The 20755-nt window shown below is 64.9% G+C and carries 14 protein-coding genes; 4 read left to right on the top strand and 10 right to left on the bottom strand.

Annotation, left to right across the window (positions count from 1 at the left end; genetic code table 11):
* Window positions 1–67: 67 nt before the first annotated feature.
* Both ABE459_RS03480 and ABE459_RS03475 read right to left on the bottom strand, forming a co-directional pair.
* Entirely contained in the window at window positions 68–583 is a 516-nt protein-coding gene (locus tag ABE459_RS03480) for a DUF4880 domain-containing protein (RefSeq protein WP_323833710.1), read from the bottom strand.
* 432 nt (window positions 584–1015) lie between these two features.
* On the bottom strand, window positions 1016–1330 hold the full coding sequence (locus ABE459_RS03475) for a hypothetical protein (RefSeq protein ID WP_125463519.1): 315 nt from the start codon (window positions 1328–1330) through the stop codon (window positions 1016–1018).
* A 130-nt stretch (window positions 1331–1460) separates the two neighbouring features.
* Between ABE459_RS03475 and ABE459_RS03470 the strand changes: the two genes are divergently transcribed.
* A complete protein-coding gene (locus tag ABE459_RS03470; RefSeq protein WP_125463520.1) occupies window positions 1461–2114 on the top strand; it encodes a S24 family peptidase in 654 nt (217 codons plus the stop codon).
* Between the two features lie 354 nt (window positions 2115–2468).
* On the opposite strand, the gene ABE459_RS03465 is transcribed toward ABE459_RS03470, so the two are convergent.
* The 4 genes from ABE459_RS03465 to ABE459_RS03450 all read right to left on the bottom strand — a co-directional run bounded on the left by ABE459_RS03465 (window position 2469) and on the right by ABE459_RS03450 (window position 8125).
* Complete coding sequence (locus tag ABE459_RS03465) at window positions 2469–4424, bottom strand: acetyl/propionyl/methylcrotonyl-CoA carboxylase subunit alpha (protein ID WP_323833712.1); 1956 nt, start codon at window positions 4422–4424, stop codon at window positions 2469–2471.
* Window positions 4421–5236: a gamma-carboxygeranoyl-CoA hydratase gene (locus tag ABE459_RS03460; RefSeq protein ID WP_125858160.1), complete on the bottom strand. Its 816-nt coding sequence runs from the start codon at window positions 5234–5236 to the stop codon at window positions 4421–4423. The genes ABE459_RS03465 and ABE459_RS03460 overlap by 4 nt, the downstream gene beginning before the upstream one ends.
* 3 nt (window positions 5237–5239) lie before the next feature.
* Window positions 5240–6847, bottom strand: a complete 1608-nt coding sequence (locus ABE459_RS03455; RefSeq protein WP_323833714.1) for a carboxyl transferase domain-containing protein — start codon at window positions 6845–6847, stop codon at window positions 5240–5242.
* Between the two features lie 114 nt (window positions 6848–6961).
* Complete coding sequence (locus ABE459_RS03450; protein ID WP_125858161.1) at window positions 6962–8125, bottom strand: isovaleryl-CoA dehydrogenase; 1164 nt, start codon at window positions 8123–8125, stop codon at window positions 6962–6964.
* Window positions 8126–8406: 281 nt separating this feature from the next.
* Here ABE459_RS03450 and ABE459_RS03445 point away from each other — a divergent pair, with 281 nt between their 5' ends.
* The gene (locus ABE459_RS03445) at window positions 8407–10077 is read left to right on the top strand and encodes an AMP-binding protein (protein ID WP_323833716.1); all 1671 of its coding nucleotides are present in this window, start codon (window positions 8407–8409) and stop codon (window positions 10075–10077) included.
* Here ABE459_RS03445 and ABE459_RS03440 read toward each other — a convergent pair.
* Entirely contained in the window at window positions 10052–10318 is a 267-nt protein-coding gene (locus ABE459_RS03440; protein WP_258706166.1) for an acyl carrier protein, read from the bottom strand. The genes ABE459_RS03445 and ABE459_RS03440 overlap by 26 nt on opposite strands.
* 164 nt (window positions 10319–10482) lie before the next feature.
* Window positions 10483–10650 carry a hypothetical protein gene (locus tag ABE459_RS03435; protein WP_323833719.1) on the bottom strand — a complete coding sequence of 56 codons (168 nt, stop codon included), beginning with the start codon at window positions 10648–10650 and terminating at the stop codon, window positions 10483–10485.
* 139 nt (window positions 10651–10789) lie between these two features.
* Between ABE459_RS03435 and ABE459_RS03430 the strand changes: the two genes are divergently transcribed.
* Window positions 10790–12808, top strand: coding sequence for an alpha-1,4-glucan--maltose-1-phosphate maltosyltransferase (locus ABE459_RS03430; RefSeq protein WP_323833721.1), 2019 nt, complete (start codon window positions 10790–10792; stop codon window positions 12806–12808).
* Window positions 12809–12937: 129 nt separating this feature from the next.
* Complete coding sequence (gene treS / locus ABE459_RS03425) at window positions 12938–16255, top strand: maltose alpha-D-glucosyltransferase (RefSeq protein ID WP_125463531.1); 3318 nt, start codon at window positions 12938–12940, stop codon at window positions 16253–16255.
* Between the two features lie 63 nt (window positions 16256–16318).
* Here treS and mdoH read toward each other — a convergent pair whose 3' ends face one another.
* Together mdoH and ABE459_RS03415 are read right to left on the bottom strand one after the other, a co-directional pair.
* Complete coding sequence (gene mdoH, locus ABE459_RS03420) at window positions 16319–18886, bottom strand: glucans biosynthesis glucosyltransferase MdoH (protein WP_323830751.1); 2568 nt, start codon at window positions 18884–18886, stop codon at window positions 16319–16321.
* Window positions 18879–20603 carry a glucan biosynthesis protein G gene (locus ABE459_RS03415; protein ID WP_309474906.1) on the bottom strand — a complete coding sequence of 575 codons (1725 nt, stop codon included), beginning with the start codon at window positions 20601–20603 and terminating at the stop codon, window positions 18879–18881. The genes mdoH and ABE459_RS03415 overlap by 8 nt, the downstream gene beginning before the upstream one ends.
* Window positions 20604–20755: the final 152 nt, after the last annotated feature.

Below are 20755 nucleotides of genomic sequence, written 5' to 3'. Positions count from 1 at the left end.
GAGATCCTGGGGCCGCGTTGCGGCCCTATCGCGACACAAGGCCGCTCCTACAATGATCGCGAATCCTTCAGGCCCACAAACCCAGTGCCACCAGTGCGGCGACACCCAGCCCGAGCGCAATTGAACACCCACCCAACGACAATGCGGCGCGCCCCTGCCGATACCAGCCGTCGTCACCCAGTTGGCGTGCCGGCGCGAGCAGGCTGCGCCAGCGCAGTTCGGTTTGCTGGAAGGCGTGCAGATGTTCGGGGGCCGCATCCAGCCAGCGGCGGAAGTCGATGCGTTCGCTGGCGGTCACTTCAGGGCTTTGCAGGCGCACATACCATTGCCCGGCAATGCTGGCCACGGCGTCGCCTTGTGCGCGGGTGGTCTGCAGGGCCTGGTTCATGTGGCGCTCGATGCTGATCAAGGGCAGGTCGAGGCGTTCGGCGATGGCGGCGAAGCCCAGTTGGTCGAGACGGTTGAGCAGAAAGACTTGCTGCACCCGGCGCGGCAGGCGTTTGAGCGCATGCATCAGGTTGTCCTGATCATGCTGCTTGGCGATTTGAGGGTCATGCTCAAGGGGCAGTAGCAAGCGGGTCATGAACAGCTCCTTGCTCATTGGGGGAGGGGGTGGGGGCATCTTCCTTGACGCGAGATCAGCTTAAGCTTAACGAGATTGATTCTCAAGTGCTGATTCGGCAAAGATTTGTAATGAGCGTTCACGTCCTGACACAGTTTTGCTATCATCGCCGGCATTAACGATCTTCATTAGCCTGAAGAGCCAAAAAAAATGACCCGGCAAAAAGCCGGGTCAAAAACCGTGATTAGCCTGATGAGGAGATAATCTGAGCGTCCGACCTGAGGACGTTGCAGGTTATCCAGCGGGTCTCGCGACCTGCTGAGTGCAATAATAATCGTTATCATTTGCCAGTCAAATGATTTTTCCGGTTATCGGTAAAATAATCTTCCTGTTGCGCTCCTCGTCCCCGGCAATCGGGGCTTTTGCCGTTCGTCGGCTGTCACGTTCTCCCTTCTATATCGCCCCTTGTTCCGTGGTTTTGCGCTGTTCCAGCAGGGCCCGCGCCATGTTGACCATGTGCATCAGGGCAAATACCACATCCCGTGTCGTGCCCTGCAGATGGGCGCCCGTTTCCTGTGCGGTGGCTGCCGCGCAGCGCAGCAGGGCCATGGCGTGTTCGTTTGCTTGCTCGCCGGTGACGCCTTCGCGCAGGGTCCACAGTGGGCGCTGCAGTTCCGACGGGGTAGGGGTGGGGTTGAGGTAGAAGTCGAGGGCGCGGCGGGCGGCCTCTTCGTCGAGATCTGTTTCTTCTTTTTTCGAATTGCTCATGACTGCACCTATGAAATCCGTTCCAGGACAATGAGCGAATGATGTTAGGTCATTCTGTATTATTGATATCTGTTAAGATAATTCAGGATGTGTATTGAAGCCATTCATCCAGTCCGTATCGTTCACAGCCATGGAAAACTGGATCGAATTTCTCTCGCGCTACAAGCGCGAGCACAACCTCAAGCAATATCAACTGGCCGAACGCTTAGGGATGACCCAGGGCGGTCTCGGCCATTGGTTGCGTGGCACGCGCCGGCCGACCCTGGAGACCGTCAACGAGAAGCTGGAGCAGCTTGGGCTGGTGTCCCTGGAGGCCAGGGTGATGGTGGTCGAACGGAGTATCACCCGCGAAAGTAGAGGCGTTTATGCGGTGGACCGGCCGTTGCCGGTGAACGCATTGCGCCATGCCAGTTTCCGCTTCCCGGTGTTGAGCTGGGCCGATCTGCAGGGGCCATTGCCCGAGTCCAGTGAAACCCAGGAACTGACTGGCTATATGCCTGCCGGCAATGCGTTCTGGTTACCGGTGGAGAATGACTCGATGAACGCCACCCGTGGCAGGAGCTTGCCGCAGGGCGTGCTGGTGTTGGTGGATGCCGGGATCGAAGTTGCGCCAGGCAGGCTGGTGGTGGCCCGGCAACCGGGCAAGCCCGCGGTGCTGAGGGAGTTGATCGAGGAGGGCGGGCAGCGGATGCTCAGGCCGCTCAATACCTTGTATCCCACCGTGCTGTGCGAGGAGGGGTGCGAGTTCCTTGGTGTTGTGGTGCGGATGCACGGGGTGCTCTAGGTTTGCGCGGGGACCGCGTTGGGGCGGCCAGGTGCCAGGCGGTAGCTTTGCAGCGCTCTTGAGATCGAGCGCCGCCCGCGCGGCGCATCGCTGGCAAGCCAGCTCCCACATTTGTTTCGGGCCAATTTTGCCTGTTAGGGTACCGCTGCCCGCCTTGGCGCATGCCTCAAGTCAAGCGAGGCGCCAGTGGTGCCCACCTCAATACCGCGTCGTGCCAGCAAGGCGTACAGCGATGAAACAACAGAAGTAATTGGCCCTAAACAGATGTGGGAGCTGGCTTGCCAGCGATGCGCCGCGCGGGCGGCGCTCGATCTCATAGGCGCCAAAACTCTTTCGGCGAACACATTGCCGCCATCACTCCGCCTCCAACTCCACCAGCACTGTCCCCTCGCTGACCATATCCCCTTCCTGGCAGAACAACGCCTTCACCGTCCCGCCATGGGGCGCGCGAATGCTGTGCTCCATCTTCATGGCTTCAAGCACCACCAGCGCAGTGCCTGCCTCCACCACCTGCCCCGGCTCGACCAGCACACGCACGATGCTGCCGTTCATTGGCGCACCCAGGCCACCCTGATGACCATGGCTGGCTTCAGCAGCGGCAATCGGGTCATGCACGCTGACCGCATGCAGCTCGCCGTGCCATTGCAGGTACAGTGTGCCGCCCCGGCGCACGGCCAGATGGCGACGACGGATGCCGTCCTGGTCGTGGCACAGCTGTTCGCCAACGAGCTGGTAGGCAGACGGCGCAGTGCGCTCCAGGGCGACCGCCTGCTCATGCCCCTCACACTGCAAATGCAGGCTGCTACGCGCTGGCAGACCCAGACGCAGCCCCTCGTGGGCGGCCCACGGCGAGGCCGGGTCGTCCTCGCGTTGCAGGGCCGGCGCGCTTTGTAGCCAGGCTTCGGCGGCAGCTTCCCAGAACGGCGCGGGCAGGGCTTCGACCGCTGGCAGCAGGACGTCCTGGTGACGTGGGATAAACCCTGTGTCCAGCTCCGCCGCGGCAAACGCCGGGTGGGCGAGGATGCGGCGCAGGAAGGCGATGTTGGTCTTCAGGCCGCCGATGGCGAACTCATCGAGCATCGCCAGCAGCCGCAGGCGCGCCTGCTCGCGGTCCTGGCCCCAGGCAATCAGCTTGCCCAGCATCGGGTCGTAGAACGGCGACACCACATCGCCCTCGCTGACCCCGCTGTCCACCCGCCGCCCTTCACCCGGCGCCGACTCGCGGTACAGCGCCAGGGTGCCGGTGGCCGGCAGGAATTCGTTGGCCGGATCCTCGGCGTACAGCCGCACTTCGATCGCATGGCCGAGCAGCGGTACCTGTTCCTGGGTGATCGGCAGCGCTTCGCCACAGGCGACGCGAATCTGCCAGGCCACCAGATCCAGGCCGGTGATGGCCTCGGTGACCGGGTGCTCCACCTGCAGGCGGGTGTTCATCTCCATGAAGAAGAACTCGCCACGGGCGTCGAGCAGGAACTCCACGGTACCGGCACCCACGTAGCCGATGGCCTGGGCCGCGCGCACCGCCGCCTGGCCCATGGCCTGGCGCAGTTGCGGGGACAGGCCCGGGGCTGGCGCTTCCTCCACGACCTTCTGGTGGCGACGCTGGATCGAGCAGTCGCGCTCGTTCAGGTACAGGCAATTGCCGTGCTGGTCGGCGAACACCTGGATCTCCACATGGCGTGGCTTGAGCACGTATTTTTCCAGCAGCATGCGCGCATCGCCGAACGACGACTGTGCCTCACGCTGGGCCGAGGCCAGGGCGTCGGCCAGCTGGCTTTCCTCCTCGACCACCTTCATGCCCTTGCCACCACCGCCGGCGCTGGCCTTGAGCAGCACCGGATAGCCAATGCGTTCGGCGGCGGCGCGGAAGGTGTCGATATCCTGCGCTTCACCGTGGTAACCCGGTACCAGCGGCACGCCGGCAGCCTCCATCAGCGCCTTGGCCGCCGACTTGCTGCCCATGGCGTCGATGGCGCTGGCCGGTGGGCCGAGGAAGATCAGCCCGGCCTGTTCGATGGCGCGGGCGAAGCCGGCGTTCTCCGATAGAAAACCATAGCCGGGGTGGATGGCCTGGGCGCCGCTGGCCTTGGCCGCGGCGATCAGCTTTTCGATCACCAGGTAGCTGTCGGCGGCCTTGCTGCCGCCCAGGTCGACGCGGATGTCGGCTTCGCGGCTGTGGCGGGCGTCACGGTCGGTGGCGCTGTGCACGGCCACGGTGGTCAGGCCCAGGGCCTTGGCGGTGCGCATCACCCGGCAGGCGATCTCGCCGCGGTTGGCGACCAGCAGGGTGGTCAACGTGGGACGGCTCATGGGCGCGGTTCCTTCTTCTGTTCGGTTTGCCAGGCGGGGCGGCGTTTTTCCAGGAAGGCGCGCAGGCCCTCCTGGCCTTCGGCGCTGACGCGTATGCGGGCGATGGTGTTTTCGCAATAGCGGCGCAGGGCCGGGCTCAGCTCGCCGTCATCCACTTCGCGCAACAGGTCCTTGGTGGCGCGCAGGGCCTGGGGGCTGTTGTGCAGCAGGTTGTCCACCCAGGCTTCGACCTGGGCGTCCAGTTCGCCAGCCGGGTACACCTCGGCCAGCAGGCCCAGTTCACGGGCACGTACTCCGCTGAATCGCTCGGCGGTGAGGGCATAGCGGCGTGCGGCGCGCTCGCCGATGGCCTTGACCACGAACGGGCTAATCACCGCCGGGGCCAGGCCGATGCGCACTTCCGACAGGCACAGCTGCGCGTCTTCGGTGCCGATGGCCATGTCGCAGCAACTGATCAAGCCCAGCGCGCCACCAAAGGCCGCGCCTTGCACCACGGCCAGGGTCGGGGCCTTTAGGCGATGCAGGGCATACATCAGTTCGCCCAGTTCATGGGCGTCATCGAGGTTGGTATTGAAGTCCAGTTGCGCCGACTGCTGCATCCAGGCCAGGTCGGCGCCGGCGCTGAAATGTCGGCCACGGCCCCGCAGCAGCAGGAAGCGCAGGCTGCCGTCTTCGGCCAGCCGGTCCAGCGCGACGATCAGCTCGCGGATCATCTGGGCGTTGAAGGCGTTGTTCTTGTCTTCCCGGCTCAGCCACAGGGTGGTGAAGCCGCGGGGGTCGTGTTCCAGCTCGATAGTGGCGAAATCGGTCATGGGTCACATCCGGAAAATGCCGAAGCGGCTCTGTTCGATCGGGGCGTTCAACGCGGCGGACAGCGCCAGGCCGAGCACGTCGCGGGTCTGCGCCGGGTCAATGACGCCGTCGTCCCACAGCCGGGCGCTGGAGTAGTAGGGGTGCCCCTGGTGCTCGTACTGGTCGAGGATCGGCTGCTTGAGCTTCTTCTCGTCTTCCAGGCTGAACACTTCGCCGCTGCGCTCGCTCTGCTCGCGCTTGACCTGGGCCAGTACGCCGGCCGCCTGTTCGGCACCCATCACGCCGATCCGCGCATTGGGCCACATCCACAAAAAGCGCGGGTCGTAGGCGCGGCCGCACATGCCGTAGTTGCCGGCACCGAAGCTGCCGCCGATGATCACCGTGAACTTCGGCACCTGGGCACAGGCCACTGCGGTTACCAGTTTGGCGCCGTGCTTGGCGATGCCGCTTTCTTCGTACTTCTTGCCGACCATGAAGCCGGTGATGTTCTGTAGGAACAGCAGCGGGATGCCGCGCTGGCAGGCCAGCTCGATGAAGTGCGCGCCTTTTTGTGCAGCTTCGGCGAACAGGATGCCGTTGTTGGCCAGGATCGCCACCGGGTAGCCGTGCAGGTGGGCGAAACCACAGACCAGGGTGGTGCCGAACAGTGCCTTGAATTCATCGAACACCGAACCGTCGACCAGGCGCGCAATCACCTCGCGCACATCGAATGGCTGCTTGGCATCGGCCGGTACCACGCCATACAACTCTTCGGCGCCATACAGCGGTGCAATCGGTGCCTGGCATTGCAGCTTGCCGAGTTTGTGCCAGTTGAGGTTGGCCACGCTGCGCCGGGCGATGGCCAGGGCGTGTTCATCGTTGTCGGCATAGTGGTCGGCCACGCCGCTGGTGCGACAGTGCACGTCGGCGCCGCCGAGGTCCTCGGCGCTGACCACCTCACCGGTCGCCGCTTTCACCAATGGCGGGCCGGCGAGGAAGATGGTCGCCTGCTGGCGCACCATGATCGCCTCGTCGGCCATGGCCGGCACATAGGCGCCACCGGCGGTGCACGAGCCCATCACCACGGCGATCTGCGGGATGCCCAGCGCACTCATGTTGGCCTGGTTGAAGAAGATCCGCCCGAAGTGCTCGCGGTCGGGGAACACCTCGTCCTGGCGTGGCAGGTTGGCCCCGCCGGAGTCCACCAGGTAGATGCACGGCAGGCGGTTCTGCAGGGCGATGGTTTGGGCGCGCAGGTGCTTTTTCACCGTCAGCGGGTAGTAGGAGCCGCCTTTGACCGTGGCGTCGTTGGCCACGATCATGCACTCCACGCCCTCGACGCGGCCGATACCGGCGATCACGCCAGCGGCGGGTACGTCCTCGCCGTACACCTCATGGGCGGCCAGCTGGCCAATCTCGAGGAACGCCGAACCCGGGTCGAGCAGGCGGTCGATCCGCTCGCGCGGCAGCAGCTTGCCCCGTGAGGTATGCCGCTGCTGGGCCTTGGGCCCGCCGCCTTGACTGACTTGGGCGAGCAGGCCGCGCAGGGCCTGGACCTGCGCCGCCATGGCGGCCCGGCTCTGCGCGAACTCTGGTGACTTAACGTTCAACTGTGACTTCAGGATCATCATGACTCCTCGCGCAGAATCAAGCTTCAAGCTTCAAGCTGCAAGATGGTTCAGTGTTGTGGCTACAAGCGTGCAGGGCTGTTACTTGCCGCTTGTAGCTTGCTGCTTGAAGCTTCTTCAGCGGGTTTCGTTGAACAGTTCGCGACCGATCAGCATCCGGCGGATCTCGCTGGTGCCGGCGCCGATTTCGTACAGCTTGGCATCGCGCAGCAGGCGGCCGGCCGGGAACTCATTGATGTAGCCGTTGCCGCCGAGGATCTGGATCGCCTCCAGGGCCATCTGCGTGGCGCGCTCGGCGGTGTACAGGATCACCCCGGCGGCGTCCTTGCGGGTGGTCTCGCCGCGGTCGCACGCCTGGGCCACGGCGTACAGGTAGGCGCGGCTGGCGTTGAGCTGGGTGTACATGTCGGCGATCTTGCCCTGGATCAGCTGGAACTCGCCGATGCTCTGGCCGAACTGTTTGCGGTCGTGAATGTAGGGCACCACCAGGTCCATGCAGCTCTGCATGATGCCGGTCGGGCCGCCCGAGAGCACCACGCGCTCGTAGTCCAGGCCGCTCATCAGCACCCGCACACCGCCGTTGAGCTGGCCGAGGATGTTCTCTTCCGGTACTTCCACGTCATCGAAGAACAGCTCGCAGGTGTTGGAGCCGCGCATGCCCAGCTTGTCGAACTTGTTGCTGCGGCTGAAACCCTTCCAGTCGCGCTCGACGATGAACGCGGTGATGCCGTGGGGGCCCTTGTCCAGATCGGTCTTGGCGTAGATCACATAGGTGTTGGCGTCGGGGCCGTTGGTGATCCAGGTCTTGCTGCCGTTGAGCACATAGCGGTCGCCGCGTTTTTCGGCGCGCAGCTTCATCGACACCACGTCGGAGCCGGCGTTGGGTTCGCTCATGGCCAGGGCGCCGATGTGCTCGCCGCTGATCAGCTTGGGCAGGTACTTGAGTTTCTGCTCGTGGGTGCCGTTGCGGTTGATCTGGTTGACGCACAGGTTGGAGTGGGCGCCGTAGGACAGGGCCACCGAGGCCGACCCGCGGCTGATTTCTTCCATCGAGACCACGTGGGCCAGGTAGCCCAGACCGGCGCCGCCGTACTCTTCCGAAACCGTGATGCCCAAGAGGCCCATGTCGCCGAACTTGCGCCACATGTCGGCGGGGAACAGGTTGTCGTGGTCGATCTGTGCGGCGCGCGGGGCCAGCTCGGCGGCGACGAAGGTGCGCACCTGGTCGCGGAGCATGTCGATGGTTTCGCCCAGGGCGAAGTTCAGGCTGGGGTAATGCATGTGGGCACCTTCTTGTTCTTGAAGTTCGAGGTACCACACCGATCCTGTGGGAGCGGGCTTGCCCGCGATGCCCGTCAGAACGGCCAGCGGTATCGCCTGGTCCGGCCTCATCGCGGGCAAGCCCGCTCCCACAGGGACGGTGTGTTCGTGGTTGACGTTAACGTAAACCTGCCTCTCGGCACTGTCAATCAGATCATCACCTTTACGTAAACGTAAATCTGCGCCAGAGTAATCGCCGCCTGCTTCAGTCATGCCCAGAACAACCACAAGAAGGGACAACCATGCCTCAACCAAGCTATACCCGCGGCCGCCAGGACCACCCGTTACTGACCCTGACCATCGGCCAGGCCTTCGACGCCACCGTGGCCCGCCATGCCGAGCGCGAGGCGCTGGTGGTGCGGCACCAGGGCCTGCGCTACAGCTGGCGCGAACTGGCCGTACAGGTCGAGCTGCACGCCCGGGCGCTGATGGCGCTGGGCGTGTCCGGCGGCGAGCGGGTCGGCATCTGGGCACCCAACTGCGCCCAGTGGTGCATCCTGCAGCTGGCCACAGCCAAGGTTGGCGCGATCCTGGTCAACATCAACCCGGCCTATCGGGTGGGCGAGCTTGAGTATGTGCTACGCCAGTCTGGCTGCCGTTGGCTGGTGTGCGCCGATGCGTTCAAGACCTCCGACTACCACGCCATGGTGCAGGAGCTGGTGCCGGAGCTGGCGAACCATGCGCTTGGCCAATTGCACAGCGAGCGCCTGCCCGACCTGCGCGGGGTGATCAGCCTGGCCGCCGCAGCGCCGGCAGGTTTCCTGCCTTGGGCCGCATTGGCCGGGCGGGCAGGGGAGATCGACCCGGTCAGCTTCGAGCAGCGCCAGAACAGCCTGCAGTTCGACCAGCCAGTGAACATCCAGTACACCTCCGGCACCACCGGCGCGCCCAAAGGCGCGACCCTGAGCCACTACAACATCCTCAACAACGGCTACATGGTCGGCGAAAGCCTTGGCCTTACCGAACACGACCGCATGGTGATCCCGGTGCCGCTGTACCACTGCTTCGGCATGGTCATGGCCAACCTCGGTTGCATCACCCACGGCAGCACCATGGTCTACCCCAACGACGCCTTCGACGCCGAGCTCACCCTGCGCGCCGTGGCCGAAGAGCGCGCCAGCATCCTCTATGGCGTGCCGACCATGTTCATCGCCATGCTCGACCACCCGTCGCGCCCGCAGCTGGACCTCTCGACCCTGCGCAGCGGCATCATGGCCGGCGCCACCTGCCCGATCGAGGTGATGCGCAAGGTCATCGAACAGATGCACATGGCCGAGGTGCAGATCGCCTATGGCATGACCGAGACCAGCCCGGTGTCGCTGCAAACCGGCCCTGATGACGAGCTGGAGCTGCGCGTGACCACGGTCGGCCGCACCCAGCCGCAGCTGGAAACCAAGCTGGTGGACGCCGACGGCTGCATCGTCCCACGTGGCCAGATCGGCGAGCTGTGCACCCGCGGCTACAGCGTGATGCTCGGCTACTGGGACAACCTGCAGGCCACCCATGACGCCATCGATCCGGCCCGCTGGATGCGCACCGGTGATCTGGCAGTGATGGACGAGCAGGGTTACGTGCGCATCGTCGGGCGCAACAAGGACATGATCATTCGCGGTGGCGAGAACATCTATCCGCGTGAGCTGGAAGAGTTCTTCCATACCCACCCAGCGGTGGCCGAGGCGCAGGTGGTGGGGATTCCGTGCAGCAAGTACGGCGAGGAGGTGGTGGCCTGGGTTCGTCTGCACCCTGGCCACAGCGCTACGGCTGATGAATTGCAGCAGTGGTGCAAGGCGCGCTTGGCGCATTTCAAGGCACCACGGCATTTTCGCTTTGTCGATGAGTTCCCGATGACGGTGACGGGGAAGGTGCAGAAGTTCCGGATGCGCGAGATCAGTGTCGAGGAGCTGGGTGGGTAGTGGGCGGCATCGCCCGATACACCAGCTCAACCAGCTCGACGAAGGTCACATAGGTTCGGATCTGGTGAGGAATGCAGATGTCGAATGCTTCCTCGATCAGCGCTTGAAGTTCGACCATGTCGAAGCTGTCCGCCCCCAGCTCGTCCATGGAGACGTCAGGCGTGATCCTGTATGACCACTGTTCGAGGAAGTTGGCGATGATCCACAGCAGGCGAGCAGAGATGTAGAGCCGGGAGCGCATACCGAAGTCAGCCTTGAAAGGGTGGCTCCTCTGTACGCGCCTCAATGCTGCCTGCGCTACTGGTAGAAATGCCAGGTGCGCCGTTCATGATTCTGTGCATTCACCCTGTAGGCGCCAACGAGGCTGGCTCCTACAGATACGCCGCACGAAACGCCGGGTGCCGTCTATCCTCTACCTCTCACCGGCGGCTCCTCGCTCGGCGGGTCGCCCACTGTGGGCGGCACGCACGGCTTGATCGGCGCTTCGTCCGGATCTTCCTCGGGCACCGGCGGCGGCAATGTCGGGTCGTCGATGTTCGGGTCGGGTGTCTCCGGTGGAATGGGAATACTCATGGGCCTGACCTCGCGGGATGAATGAAGAGGTGTCGCAGGCTTCGACCCACGCCTGGCGCCATTCGCTCAATTTTATTGAACCCCACCCTCGAGCACGGCTCTGAACCCTTACCGCCACAATCCCCACGGAGCGAGTGCGATGACAGGTAGTGAGCCCTTCGAAAGCGTACCCATGGCAGGTGACCACCCGGACCAGGCCATCAGCCTTTCCCAGGCGTTGCTGGCGCCACGCATCGTGATCGAGGACGCGACGCCCGTGATAGACGGCGGTACCTTTGCCGCCAAGGCAGTGCGCGGGCACAAGGTCGACGTCAGCGCCAAGGTGTACGCCGACGGCCACGACCGCCTGGCGGTGATGCTGTACTGGCGCCAGGCCCACAGCCGTCGCTGGCACGGTGTGGCCATGCACTCGCCGGGCAACGACCTGTGGCTGGCCGACTTCACACCCGGCGAGCTGGGCCTGCACCTGTTCAGCATCGAAGCCTGGATCGACCCGTTCGCCACCTATTGCCACGACCTGGAGAAGAAGTACGCCGCAGGCCAGGACGTACAGCTCGAACTGCAAGAGGGCCGTGTGCTGCTGGGGCAGGGCATCCAGCGCAACGAAGGCCTGTTGCGCGAGCAGTTGCAAGCCTTGCAGCAGCGCCTGCCGGAGTTGTCGGTGGATGACCAGGTGGCGCAGCTGCTGCACCCCGATGTCACCCGGTTGATGAGCGAGGCCGAGCACCGCAGCTACCTCACCCGCAGCCCCGAGTTCCCCCTGGACGTGGACCGCGAAGCCGCGATGTTCGCCAGCTGGTACGAGCTGTTCCCACGTTCGGTCACCGACGACCCCGAGCGCCACGGCACCTTCAATGATGTGCACCAGCGCCTGCCGATGATCCGCGACATGGGCTTCGACGTGCTGTACTTCCCGCCCATTCACCCCATCGGCCTGCAACACCGCAAGGGCCGCAACAACGCTTTGCAGGCCGAGCCCGGCGACCCCGGCAGCCCCTACGCCATCGGCAGCCCCGAAGGCGGCCACGACGCCATCCACCCACAGCTGGGCAGCCGCGAAGACTTCCGCCGCCTGGTGGCCGCCGCCGCCGAACACGGCCTGGAGATCGCCCTGGACTTCGCCATCCAGTGCTCCCAGGACCACCCCTGGTTGAAGGAGCACCCCGGATGGTTCAGCTGGCGCCTCGACGGCACCATCCGCTATGCCGAGAACCCGCCGAAAAAGTACCAGGACATCGTCAACGTCGATTTCTACGCCGCCGAGGCGGTGCCCAGCCTGTGGCTGGCCCTGCGCGACGTGGTGGTCGGCTGGGTCGAGGAGGGGGTCAAGACCTTCCGCGTCGACAACCCGCACACCAAGCCGCTGCCGTTCTGGCAATGGCTGATCGCCAATGTGCGCAGCCAGCACCCCGAAGTGATCTTCCTCGCCGAAGCCTTCACCCGCCCGGCGATGATGGCGCGGCTGGGCAAGGTGGGGTACGCCCAGAGCTACACCTACTTCACCTGGCGCAACAGCAAGCAGGAGCTGCGCGAGTACTTCGAAGAACTCAACCAGCCACCGTGGAGCCTGTGTTACCGGCCCAACTTCTTCGTCAATACGCCGGACATCAACCCGTTCTTTCTGCACACCTCTGGCCGCGCGGGCTTTCTGATCCGCGCCGCGCTGGCGACCATGGGCTCAGGGCTGTGGGGCATGTATTCGGGTTTCGAACTGTGCGAAGGCACGCCGCTGCCCGGCAAAGAGGAGTACCTGGACTCGGAGAAGTACCAGATCCGCCCGCGCGACTTCAACCAGCCCGGCAATATCGTCGCCGAAATCGCCCAGCTCAACCGCATCCGCCGGCACAACCGGGCCCTGCAGACCCACCTGGGCGTGCTCTTCCTCAACTGCTGGAACGAGCAGATCCTGTTCTTCGCCAAGCGCACCGCCGAGCGCGACAACTACATCCTCGTCGCCATCAGCCTCGACCCGCACAACGCCCAGGAGGCCAGCTTCGAGCTGCCACTGTGGGAGCTGGGCCTGGATGACAACGCCGACACCCAGGGCGAGGACCTGATGACCGGGCACCGCTGGACCTGGCACGGCAAGACCCAGTGGATGCGCATAGAGCCCTGGCACCAGCCGTTCGGCATCTGGCGCATTGAACGGATGGGGTAAGCGATTTTGTGGGAGCGGGTTTACCCGCGAACACCGGCAACGCCGGTGCCACACACCGCGGAGTCTGTTTCGCGGGTAAACCCGCTCCCACAGGGGGCGCGTCAAACCGAGAACCGAAAGGAGTCGCACATGGCCAAGCGTTCCCGCCCGGCAGCCTTCATCGACGATCCCCTCTGGTACAAGGACGCGGTGATCTACCAGCTGCACGTGAAATCGTTCTTCGACGCGAACAACGACGGCATCGGCGATTTCGCCGGCTTGATCAGCAAGCTCGACTACATCGCCGAACTTGGCGTCAACACCCTCTGGCTGCTGCCGTTCTACCCCTCGCCACGGCGCGACGACGGCTACGACATCGGCGAATACAAAGCCGTGCACCCGGACTACGGCAGCATGGCCGACGCCAAACGCTTCATCGCCGAGGCCCACAAACGCGGCCTGCGGGTGATCACCGAACTGGTCATCAACCACACCTCCGACCAACACCCCTGGTTCCAGCGCGCCCGCCACGCCAAGCGCGGCAGCAAGGCCCGGGATTTCTACGTGTGGTCGGACGATGACCAGAAGTACGACGGCACCCGGATCATCTTCCTCGACACCGAAAAGTCCAACTGGACCTGGGACCCAGTGGCCGGCCAGTACTTCTGGCACCGCTTCTACTCGCATCAGCCGGACCTGAACTTCGACAACCCGCAGGTGCTCAAGGCCGTGATCGGGGTGATGCGCTTCTGGCTCGACATCGGCGTCGATGGTCTGCGCCTGGACGCCATCCCCTACCTGATCGAGCGCGACGGCACCAACAACGAGAACCTGCCTGAGACCCACACAGTGCTCAAGGCGATCCGCGCCGAGATCGACGCCAACTACCCCGACCGCATGCTGCTGGCCGAGGCCAACCAGTGGCCGGAGGACACCCGGCCGTACTTCGGCGAAGGTGAAGGCGACGAATGCCACATGGCCTTCCACTTCCCGCTGATGCCGCGCATGTACATGGCCCTGGCCATGGAAGACCGCTTCCCGATCACCGATATCCTGCGCCAGACCCCGGAGATCCCCGCCAACTGTCAATGGGCGATCTTCCTGCGCAACCACGATGAGCTGACGCTGGAAATGGTCACCGACCGCGAGCGCGACTACCTGTGGAACTACTACGCCGAAGACCGTCGCGCGCGCATCAACCTAGGCATCCGCCGCCGCCTGGCGCCCTTGCTGCAGCGCGACCGGCGGCGCATCGAGCTGCTGACCAGCCTGCTGCTGTCGATGCCCGGCACGCCCACGCTGTACTACGGCGACGAACTGGGCATGGGCGACAACATCTACCTGGGCGACCGCGACGGCGTGCGCACCCCCATGCAGTGGTCGCCGGACCGTAACGGCGGTTTCTCCAAGGCCGAGCCGCAGCGCCTGGTGCTGCCCCCGATCATGGACCCGCTGTACGGCTACCAGACCATCAACGTCGAGGCCCAGGCCCACGACCCGCACTCGCTGCTCAACTGGAACCGCCGCCTGCTGTCGGTGCGCAACCAGCAGAAGGCCTTTGGCCGTGGCACCTTGAAAATGCTGACCCCGAGCAACCGGCGCATCCTCGCCTATATCCGCGAGTACACCGATGCCGAGGGCAACAGTGAAGTGGTGCTGTGCGTGGCCAACGTTTCACGCGCCGCCCAGGCCGCGGAGCTGGAGCTTTCGCAGTACGCCGAACGGGTGCCGGTGGAGATGCTCGGTGGCAGCGCGTTCCCGCCCATCGGCCAGTTGCCGTTCCTGCTTACCCTGGCGCCATACGGCTTCTACTGGTTCCTGCTGGCCGCCCACGACCGCATGCCCAGCTGGCATGTGCAGCCCACCGAAGGCCTGCCCGAGCTGACCACCCTGGTGCTGCGCAAGCGCATGGAAGAGCTGCTCGAAGCGCCGTCCCGGGGCACCCTGGAAAGCGCGATCCTGCCCCAGTACCTGCCCAAGCGGCGCTGGTTCGCCGGTAAGGAAGGGCCGATCGACCAGGTGCACCTGCGTTACGGCGTACGCTTCGCCACCGCGACCTTGCCGGCATTGCTCGGCGAGCTGGAGGTGCACAGCAATGGTGTGGTGACCCACTACCAACTGCCGTTCGGGTTGTTGCCGGAGGAGCAGATCAACGCCGCGCTGCCCCAGCAACTGGCGCTGTCGCGGGTGCGCCGTGGTCGTCAGGTGGGGCTGATCACCGATGCCTTCGTCCTCGAGCCCTTCATCCGTGCTGTGCTGCGCGGCTGCCGTGACGGCCTGCGCCTGCCCTGTGGCGACGGCCTGGGCGAACTGCGTTTCCAGTGCACCGAGCAACTGGCGGCGCTGGCGCTCGATGAAGAGAGCGAGGTGCGCTACCTGGGCGCGGAGCAGTCCAACAGCTCGGTGGTGGTGGGCGGCAGCCTGGTGCTCAAGCTGATCCGCCGGGTCAACCCGGGGATCCACCCGGAGCTGGAGATGAGCGCCTACCTCACTGCTGCCGGCTTTGCCAATATCTCGCCTTTGCTGGCTTGGGTCAGCCGCGTCGACGAAAGCGATCAAGCAACCCTGCTGATGATCGCCCAGGGCTACCTGAGCAACCAGGGCGATGCCTGGGACTGGACCCAGAACACCCTGGAACGGGCGATCCGCGACGAGATGGAACCGACCCGCAGTGAGCAGGAGGCGCACACCGACGCCTTGGCCGAACTCACCGGCTTCGCCGCCTTGCTGGGCCAGCGCCTGGGCGAGATGCACCTGCTGCTGGCGGCGCCCACCGATGATGAAGCGTTCCAGCCGCGGCCGAGCGATGCCCGCGACAGCGAGCGCTGGAGCCGGCAGATCAGCACCGAGCTCGAGCATGCCCTGGACCTGCTGGCCGAGCACCGCAACAGCCTGGACACTGACAGCCAGGCCCTGGTCGACGACCTGCAGCAACAACGCCAAGGCTTGCGCCAGCACATCGACAACCTGGCCCGTCAGGCCCAGGGCGGATTGTTGATGCGTGTACACGGCGACCTGCACCTGGGCCAGGTGCTGGTGGTGCAGGGCGATGCCTACCTGATCGATTTCGAGGGCGAACCGGCGCGGCCGCTGGACGAGCGCCGGGCCAGACACAGCCCTTACAAGGATGTCAGCGGCGTATTGCGATCCTTCGACTATGCTGCTGCCATGATCCTGCGCAGCGCCTCGGCGGTAGACCTCTCCGACGCGGCGCGCCAGGCCCGTCAGCGGGTTGCTCGGCAGTACCTGCACCAGTCGCGTCACGCCTTCGTCGAAGCCTATGGCCTGGCCACCGCCGCCATGCCCCATGCCTGGCAGCAGGCCGAGGGCGAGCGCGCCGCACTGGAACTGTTCTGCCTGGAAAAAGCCGCCTATGAAATCAGCTACGAAGCCGAGAACCGGCCGAGCTGGCTGGCCGTGCCTTTGCATGGCCTGCATGGGTTGATCAGCACCTGGGGGGAGTCATGAAGGTTTTCCTGATTGTGGCGGCGGCGTGGGAGCGGGCTTGCCCCGCGATGGTGCTACAGCGAATCAAGCCAGAGCTGGCTGTGCCTGGTTCTCCGGATGCAACGGCAGCAACGGCGAGTGCGGGTCGTTGTCGATCGACGCACGCCACACATCGATCCACGCCGCGTTGTGCTCGGCCCAGACCTGCCCGTGCAGGCGCGACAGCGCCACCGGGTCGCTCAGCAAGGCCAGGCGGGTGTTGCCGTCCAGGCCTTTGGGGCCTACTTCCAGCGCCTTGGCCACGCGCTCGTCACGCAAGGTTTCGATCGCCTTGGACTGACCATGGCGCGCAGTGGCCATGGCGCAGGCCAGGGCGTTCTGGCGCGGGTCGACCACGGCGCGGACGAAGCCGTCGTGCAGGGCGTGCCAGCGGTTCTCGTGGGTGTACTGGTCGGTGGCCAGCAGCTCCTGAGGCGTGGCGTACTCCTCGGGGATAAGGAACAGCTTCTCGTCCTTGGCCGCCAGGCCCAGGCGCGTGCGGCTGGAGATCACCGACACCGGGATCGACAGCAGCAGCGAGCCAACGATAGGCGCCAGCCACCACAGGAAGCTCGGGTTCAGCCAGGCCACCAGCGCGGCCCAGGCAAAGCCCAGCAGGGTCTGCGGGCCGTGGCGACGCACCGCTTCGCTCCACGGCGTGGAGTCGTCGTCACGCTGCGGCGAGTTCCAGGTCGCGGCCCAGCCGAGGAACGCGGCCAGTACGAAACGGGTGTGGAAGATCATCCGCACCGGCGCCAGCAGCATGGAGAACAGCATCTCCATCAGCATCGACTGGGTGACCTTGATGCGCCCGCCGAACTCGGTGGCGCCCTTGGCCCAGATCAGGATGACGCTGAGCAGCTTGGGCAGGAACAGCAGCACGATGGTGGTGGAGAACAGCGCGATGGCTTTCTCCGGGTGCCACTGCGGCCACAACGGGTAGAGCTGGAACGGCTCGATGAAGTACTGCGGCTCCATCAGGGTGTTGGTCGCCAGCAGCGCGGTCGACAGCACCAGGAACAGGAACCACAGCGGCGCCGACAGGTACGACATCACCCCGGTGAGGAACACCGCACGGTGCACCGGATGCATGCCCTTGACCAGGAACAGGCGGAAGTTCATCAGGTTGCCGTGGCACCAGCGGCGGTCACGCTTGAGCTCGTCGAGCAGGTTCGGCGGCAATTCTTCGTAACTGCCCGGCAGGTCGTAGGCAATCCACACGCCCCAGCCGGCACGGCGCATCAGCGCGGCTTCGACGAAGTCGTGGGAGAGAATCGCACCGGCGAAGGCGCCCTTGCCGGGCAACGGCGCCAGGGCGCAGTGCTCGATGAACGGCTTCATGCGGATGATCGCGTTGTGGCCCCAGTAGTGCGACTCGCCCAGCTGCCAGAAGTGCAGGCCGGCGGTGAACAGCGGGCCATACACGCGGGTGGCGAACTGCTGCATGCGCGCATACAGGGTGTCCATGCCCGAGGCTTTCGGCCCGGTCTGGATGATGCCGGCGTCCGGGTTGGCCTCCATCAGGCGCACCAGGCTGCTCAGGCACTCGCCGCTCATGACGCTGTCGGCGTCGAGCACGACCATGTACTTGTACTCGCCACCCCAGCGACGGCAGAAGTCGTCGAGGTTGCCGCTCTTGCGCTTCACGCGGCGACGGCGGCGGCGGTAGAAGATGCGGCCGAAGCCCTTGGCCTCACGGCATACGTCCAGCCAGGCCTGCTGCTCGGCCACGGCGATGTCGGTGTCGTTGGTGTCGCTGAGCACGAAGAAGTCGAAGCGGTCGAGGTTGCCGCTGGCAGCCACCGACTCGAAGGTGGCGCGCAGGCCGGCGAACACCCGTGGCACGTCTTCGTTGCAGATCGGCATCACCAGCGCGGTGCGCGACTCGGCGGGGATCGGCTCGTTGCCGGCACTGCTGCCAGAGATGCGGTACTTGTCACGCCCGGTGAGCAGCTCGAGGAAGCCCATCAACGCGGTCCAGAAGCCCGCCGAAACCCAGCAGAACAGGATGCCGAAAAGAATCAGGATGGAGGTCTGCAGCGCGTAGGGCCACACCTGTACCACGGTGTCCCACAGCGGCTGGTGCAGCACTTCCTCGAGGTCGACGAACGACCAGCCCTGGTATGGCAGGATGCCTTTCATGTACCAGCCGGCGACGATGGTCTGGCCGATCATCAGCGTCAGCAGGATATAGCGGCGGATCGAGCCGACCGTGCGCCAGCGCGCCGGCGGCAGCTCGCGCTTGGGCGGCTGCGGGGCGTTGGTGCGGCCGGTCATGCGCCGCCACATGCGGATCAGCACGTTGGTGCGCCATGGCTCGGGCACGACCTTGGTGCGCTTGATCGGCGGGGCGATCTTCAGGCACAGCCGCCCGCTGCCGTCGACGCCGAGCATTTCGGCCTCTTCCAGCTCGGCGGCGCTGCCTACGGTAAGACGGGAGCCCACCGAGGCCTGCACGGCCTCGGCGGTGCCGGCGGCCGGGTTGGCCGCCAGACGTTGGTGCAGCTCGTCGAACGAGGTGCAGCTGGCGAGTTCCGCGCGCTGCTCGTCGCTCAGGGGGAGGTGGGCCAGGTATTCGCCAAGCGATTCCGGCCTTGCGCTTGAGTTACTCATCGGCAGGCAACTGATAGCTCCAGGTCTCGGTCAGCACTTTTTCGGTGGTGGCCGGGGTACCGGTGGTGGATGCCGCGTCGGCGGCGGGTTGCTCGGCCTTGGCTTTCTCGGCCTTGGCCTGAGCGTGCTTGGCCGCAGCCTTGTCCTGTTTGGTTTCCTTGGCGGGCTTCGGTTGCTCGACCGGAACGTCACGCAGCAGCGCGGCGCGCATCTCGGTGGACTTCTTCGGATCCTGCACCTTCAGGCGCAGGGTGAGACGCCAGCCTTTGGTCTCGGGGTTATAACGCAGGTTGTTCTCGACCACTTCGGCGTTGTCGCCGACGCTGACCTGGCTGCGCACGGCGGTGTCTGCCGGCAGTGCCGCCAGGTTCGGGCCGACGAAATCGACCAGCAGGGCGACGCTGCCGTCAGTCTGGCGGATCAGGTTGGACTGCTTGACGTCACCGGCGGAACGCAGGGTCTGCTTGACCCAGCCCAGTTCCTGGGAGTGCAGCTGGTCTTCCTTGATGGTCCAGCGCAGGCGGTAGTCGTATTCGAACGGCTTGCCTGGCTCAGGCAGGGTTTCCGGGCTCCAGAACGCAACGATGTTATCGTTGGTTTCGTCGGCGGTCGGGATCTCGACCAAGTCGACGGTGCCTTTGCCCCAGTCGCCTTTCGGCTCGATCCAGGCGCTCGGGCGCTTCTCGTATTCGTCGTCGAGGTCTTCGTAGTCGCTGAAGTCGCGCTGGCGCTGCAGCAGGCCGAAACCACGCGGGTTCTCGACGCTGAAGTTGCTCACAGCCAGATGTTTCGGGTTGTTCAGCGGGCGCCACAGCCACTCGCCGTTGCCGGCATGGATCGCCAGGCCTTCGGAGTCGTGCAGCGCTGGGCGGTAGTTCATGATCTTCGACGGCTGGTTAGGGCCGAACAGGTACATGCTGGTCAGCGGGGCAACGCCCAGGCGGCTGACGTGGTCACGCAGATAGACGCGCGATTTGACGTCGACCAGGGTGTCTTCACCCGGACGCAGGGTGAGCTTGTAGGCACCAGTGGAGCGCGGCGAGTCGAGCAGTGCGTAGATCACCAGGTGCTTGTCGGTCGGCTTCGGCTTCTCGATCCAGAACTCGGTGAAGCGCGGGAATTCCTCGCCCGACGGCAGCGCGGTGTCGATGGCCAGGCCACGGGCCGACAGGCCATAGCGGTGGCCCTTGCCGACCACGCGGAAGTAGCTGGCGCCCAGCAGGGTCATGATCTCGTCCTGCTTGTCGGCCTTGTTGATCGGGTAGAGCACCCGGAAGCCGGCGTAGCCGAGGTTCTTGGTGGCGTCGGGGTCATGCGGCACGTCACCGAACTCGAAGCGGCTCGGGTCGTACTTGATCTCTTCGACCTTCTTGGCGCTGATCTGGTTGATCTTGACTGGCGTGTCGAAGTGCATGCCCTGGTGGTAGAACGAGAGCTTGAACGGCGTCTTGTCCTTGGCCCACTCGGCCTTTTCCTGCAGGAAGCGGATCTTCTGGTAGTCGGCGTACTTCATGTCGCGGAACACCGGCGGCAGGTTGCTCTTCGGTGCTTCGTACTTCTGGCCGGCCAGATCCTTTGCCTTGGCTGCAACATCATCCAGATTGAATGCCCACAACTGGCCCGCGCTCATCAGGCCGACCAGCGCGACGCCGGCGAGCATCGCCTTGCGCAGCCGTGTGCTGGGAATTCTTGGTGCAAAACTGGGGCTTACAATCACGAGCAATCCTCGCCGAAATCAGATCATGAAACCAACGGCCAGCGACCAATGCCGGGTTGGCGAGCACTGTTCGGACCCCGTGAGGGCGTAATGATTCCCCAAACGGATCCAGACAATACTCGGGTCAAAGTGAAACGAACCTGCGAACGCAG

This window comes from Pseudomonas sp. TWI923, assembly GCF_039673365.1.
In the GTDB taxonomy this organism is placed as follows: domain Bacteria; phylum Pseudomonadota; class Gammaproteobacteria; order Pseudomonadales; family Pseudomonadaceae; genus Aquipseudomonas; species Aquipseudomonas sichuanensis.
This window is presented reverse-complemented; position numbering and strand designations above follow the sequence as displayed.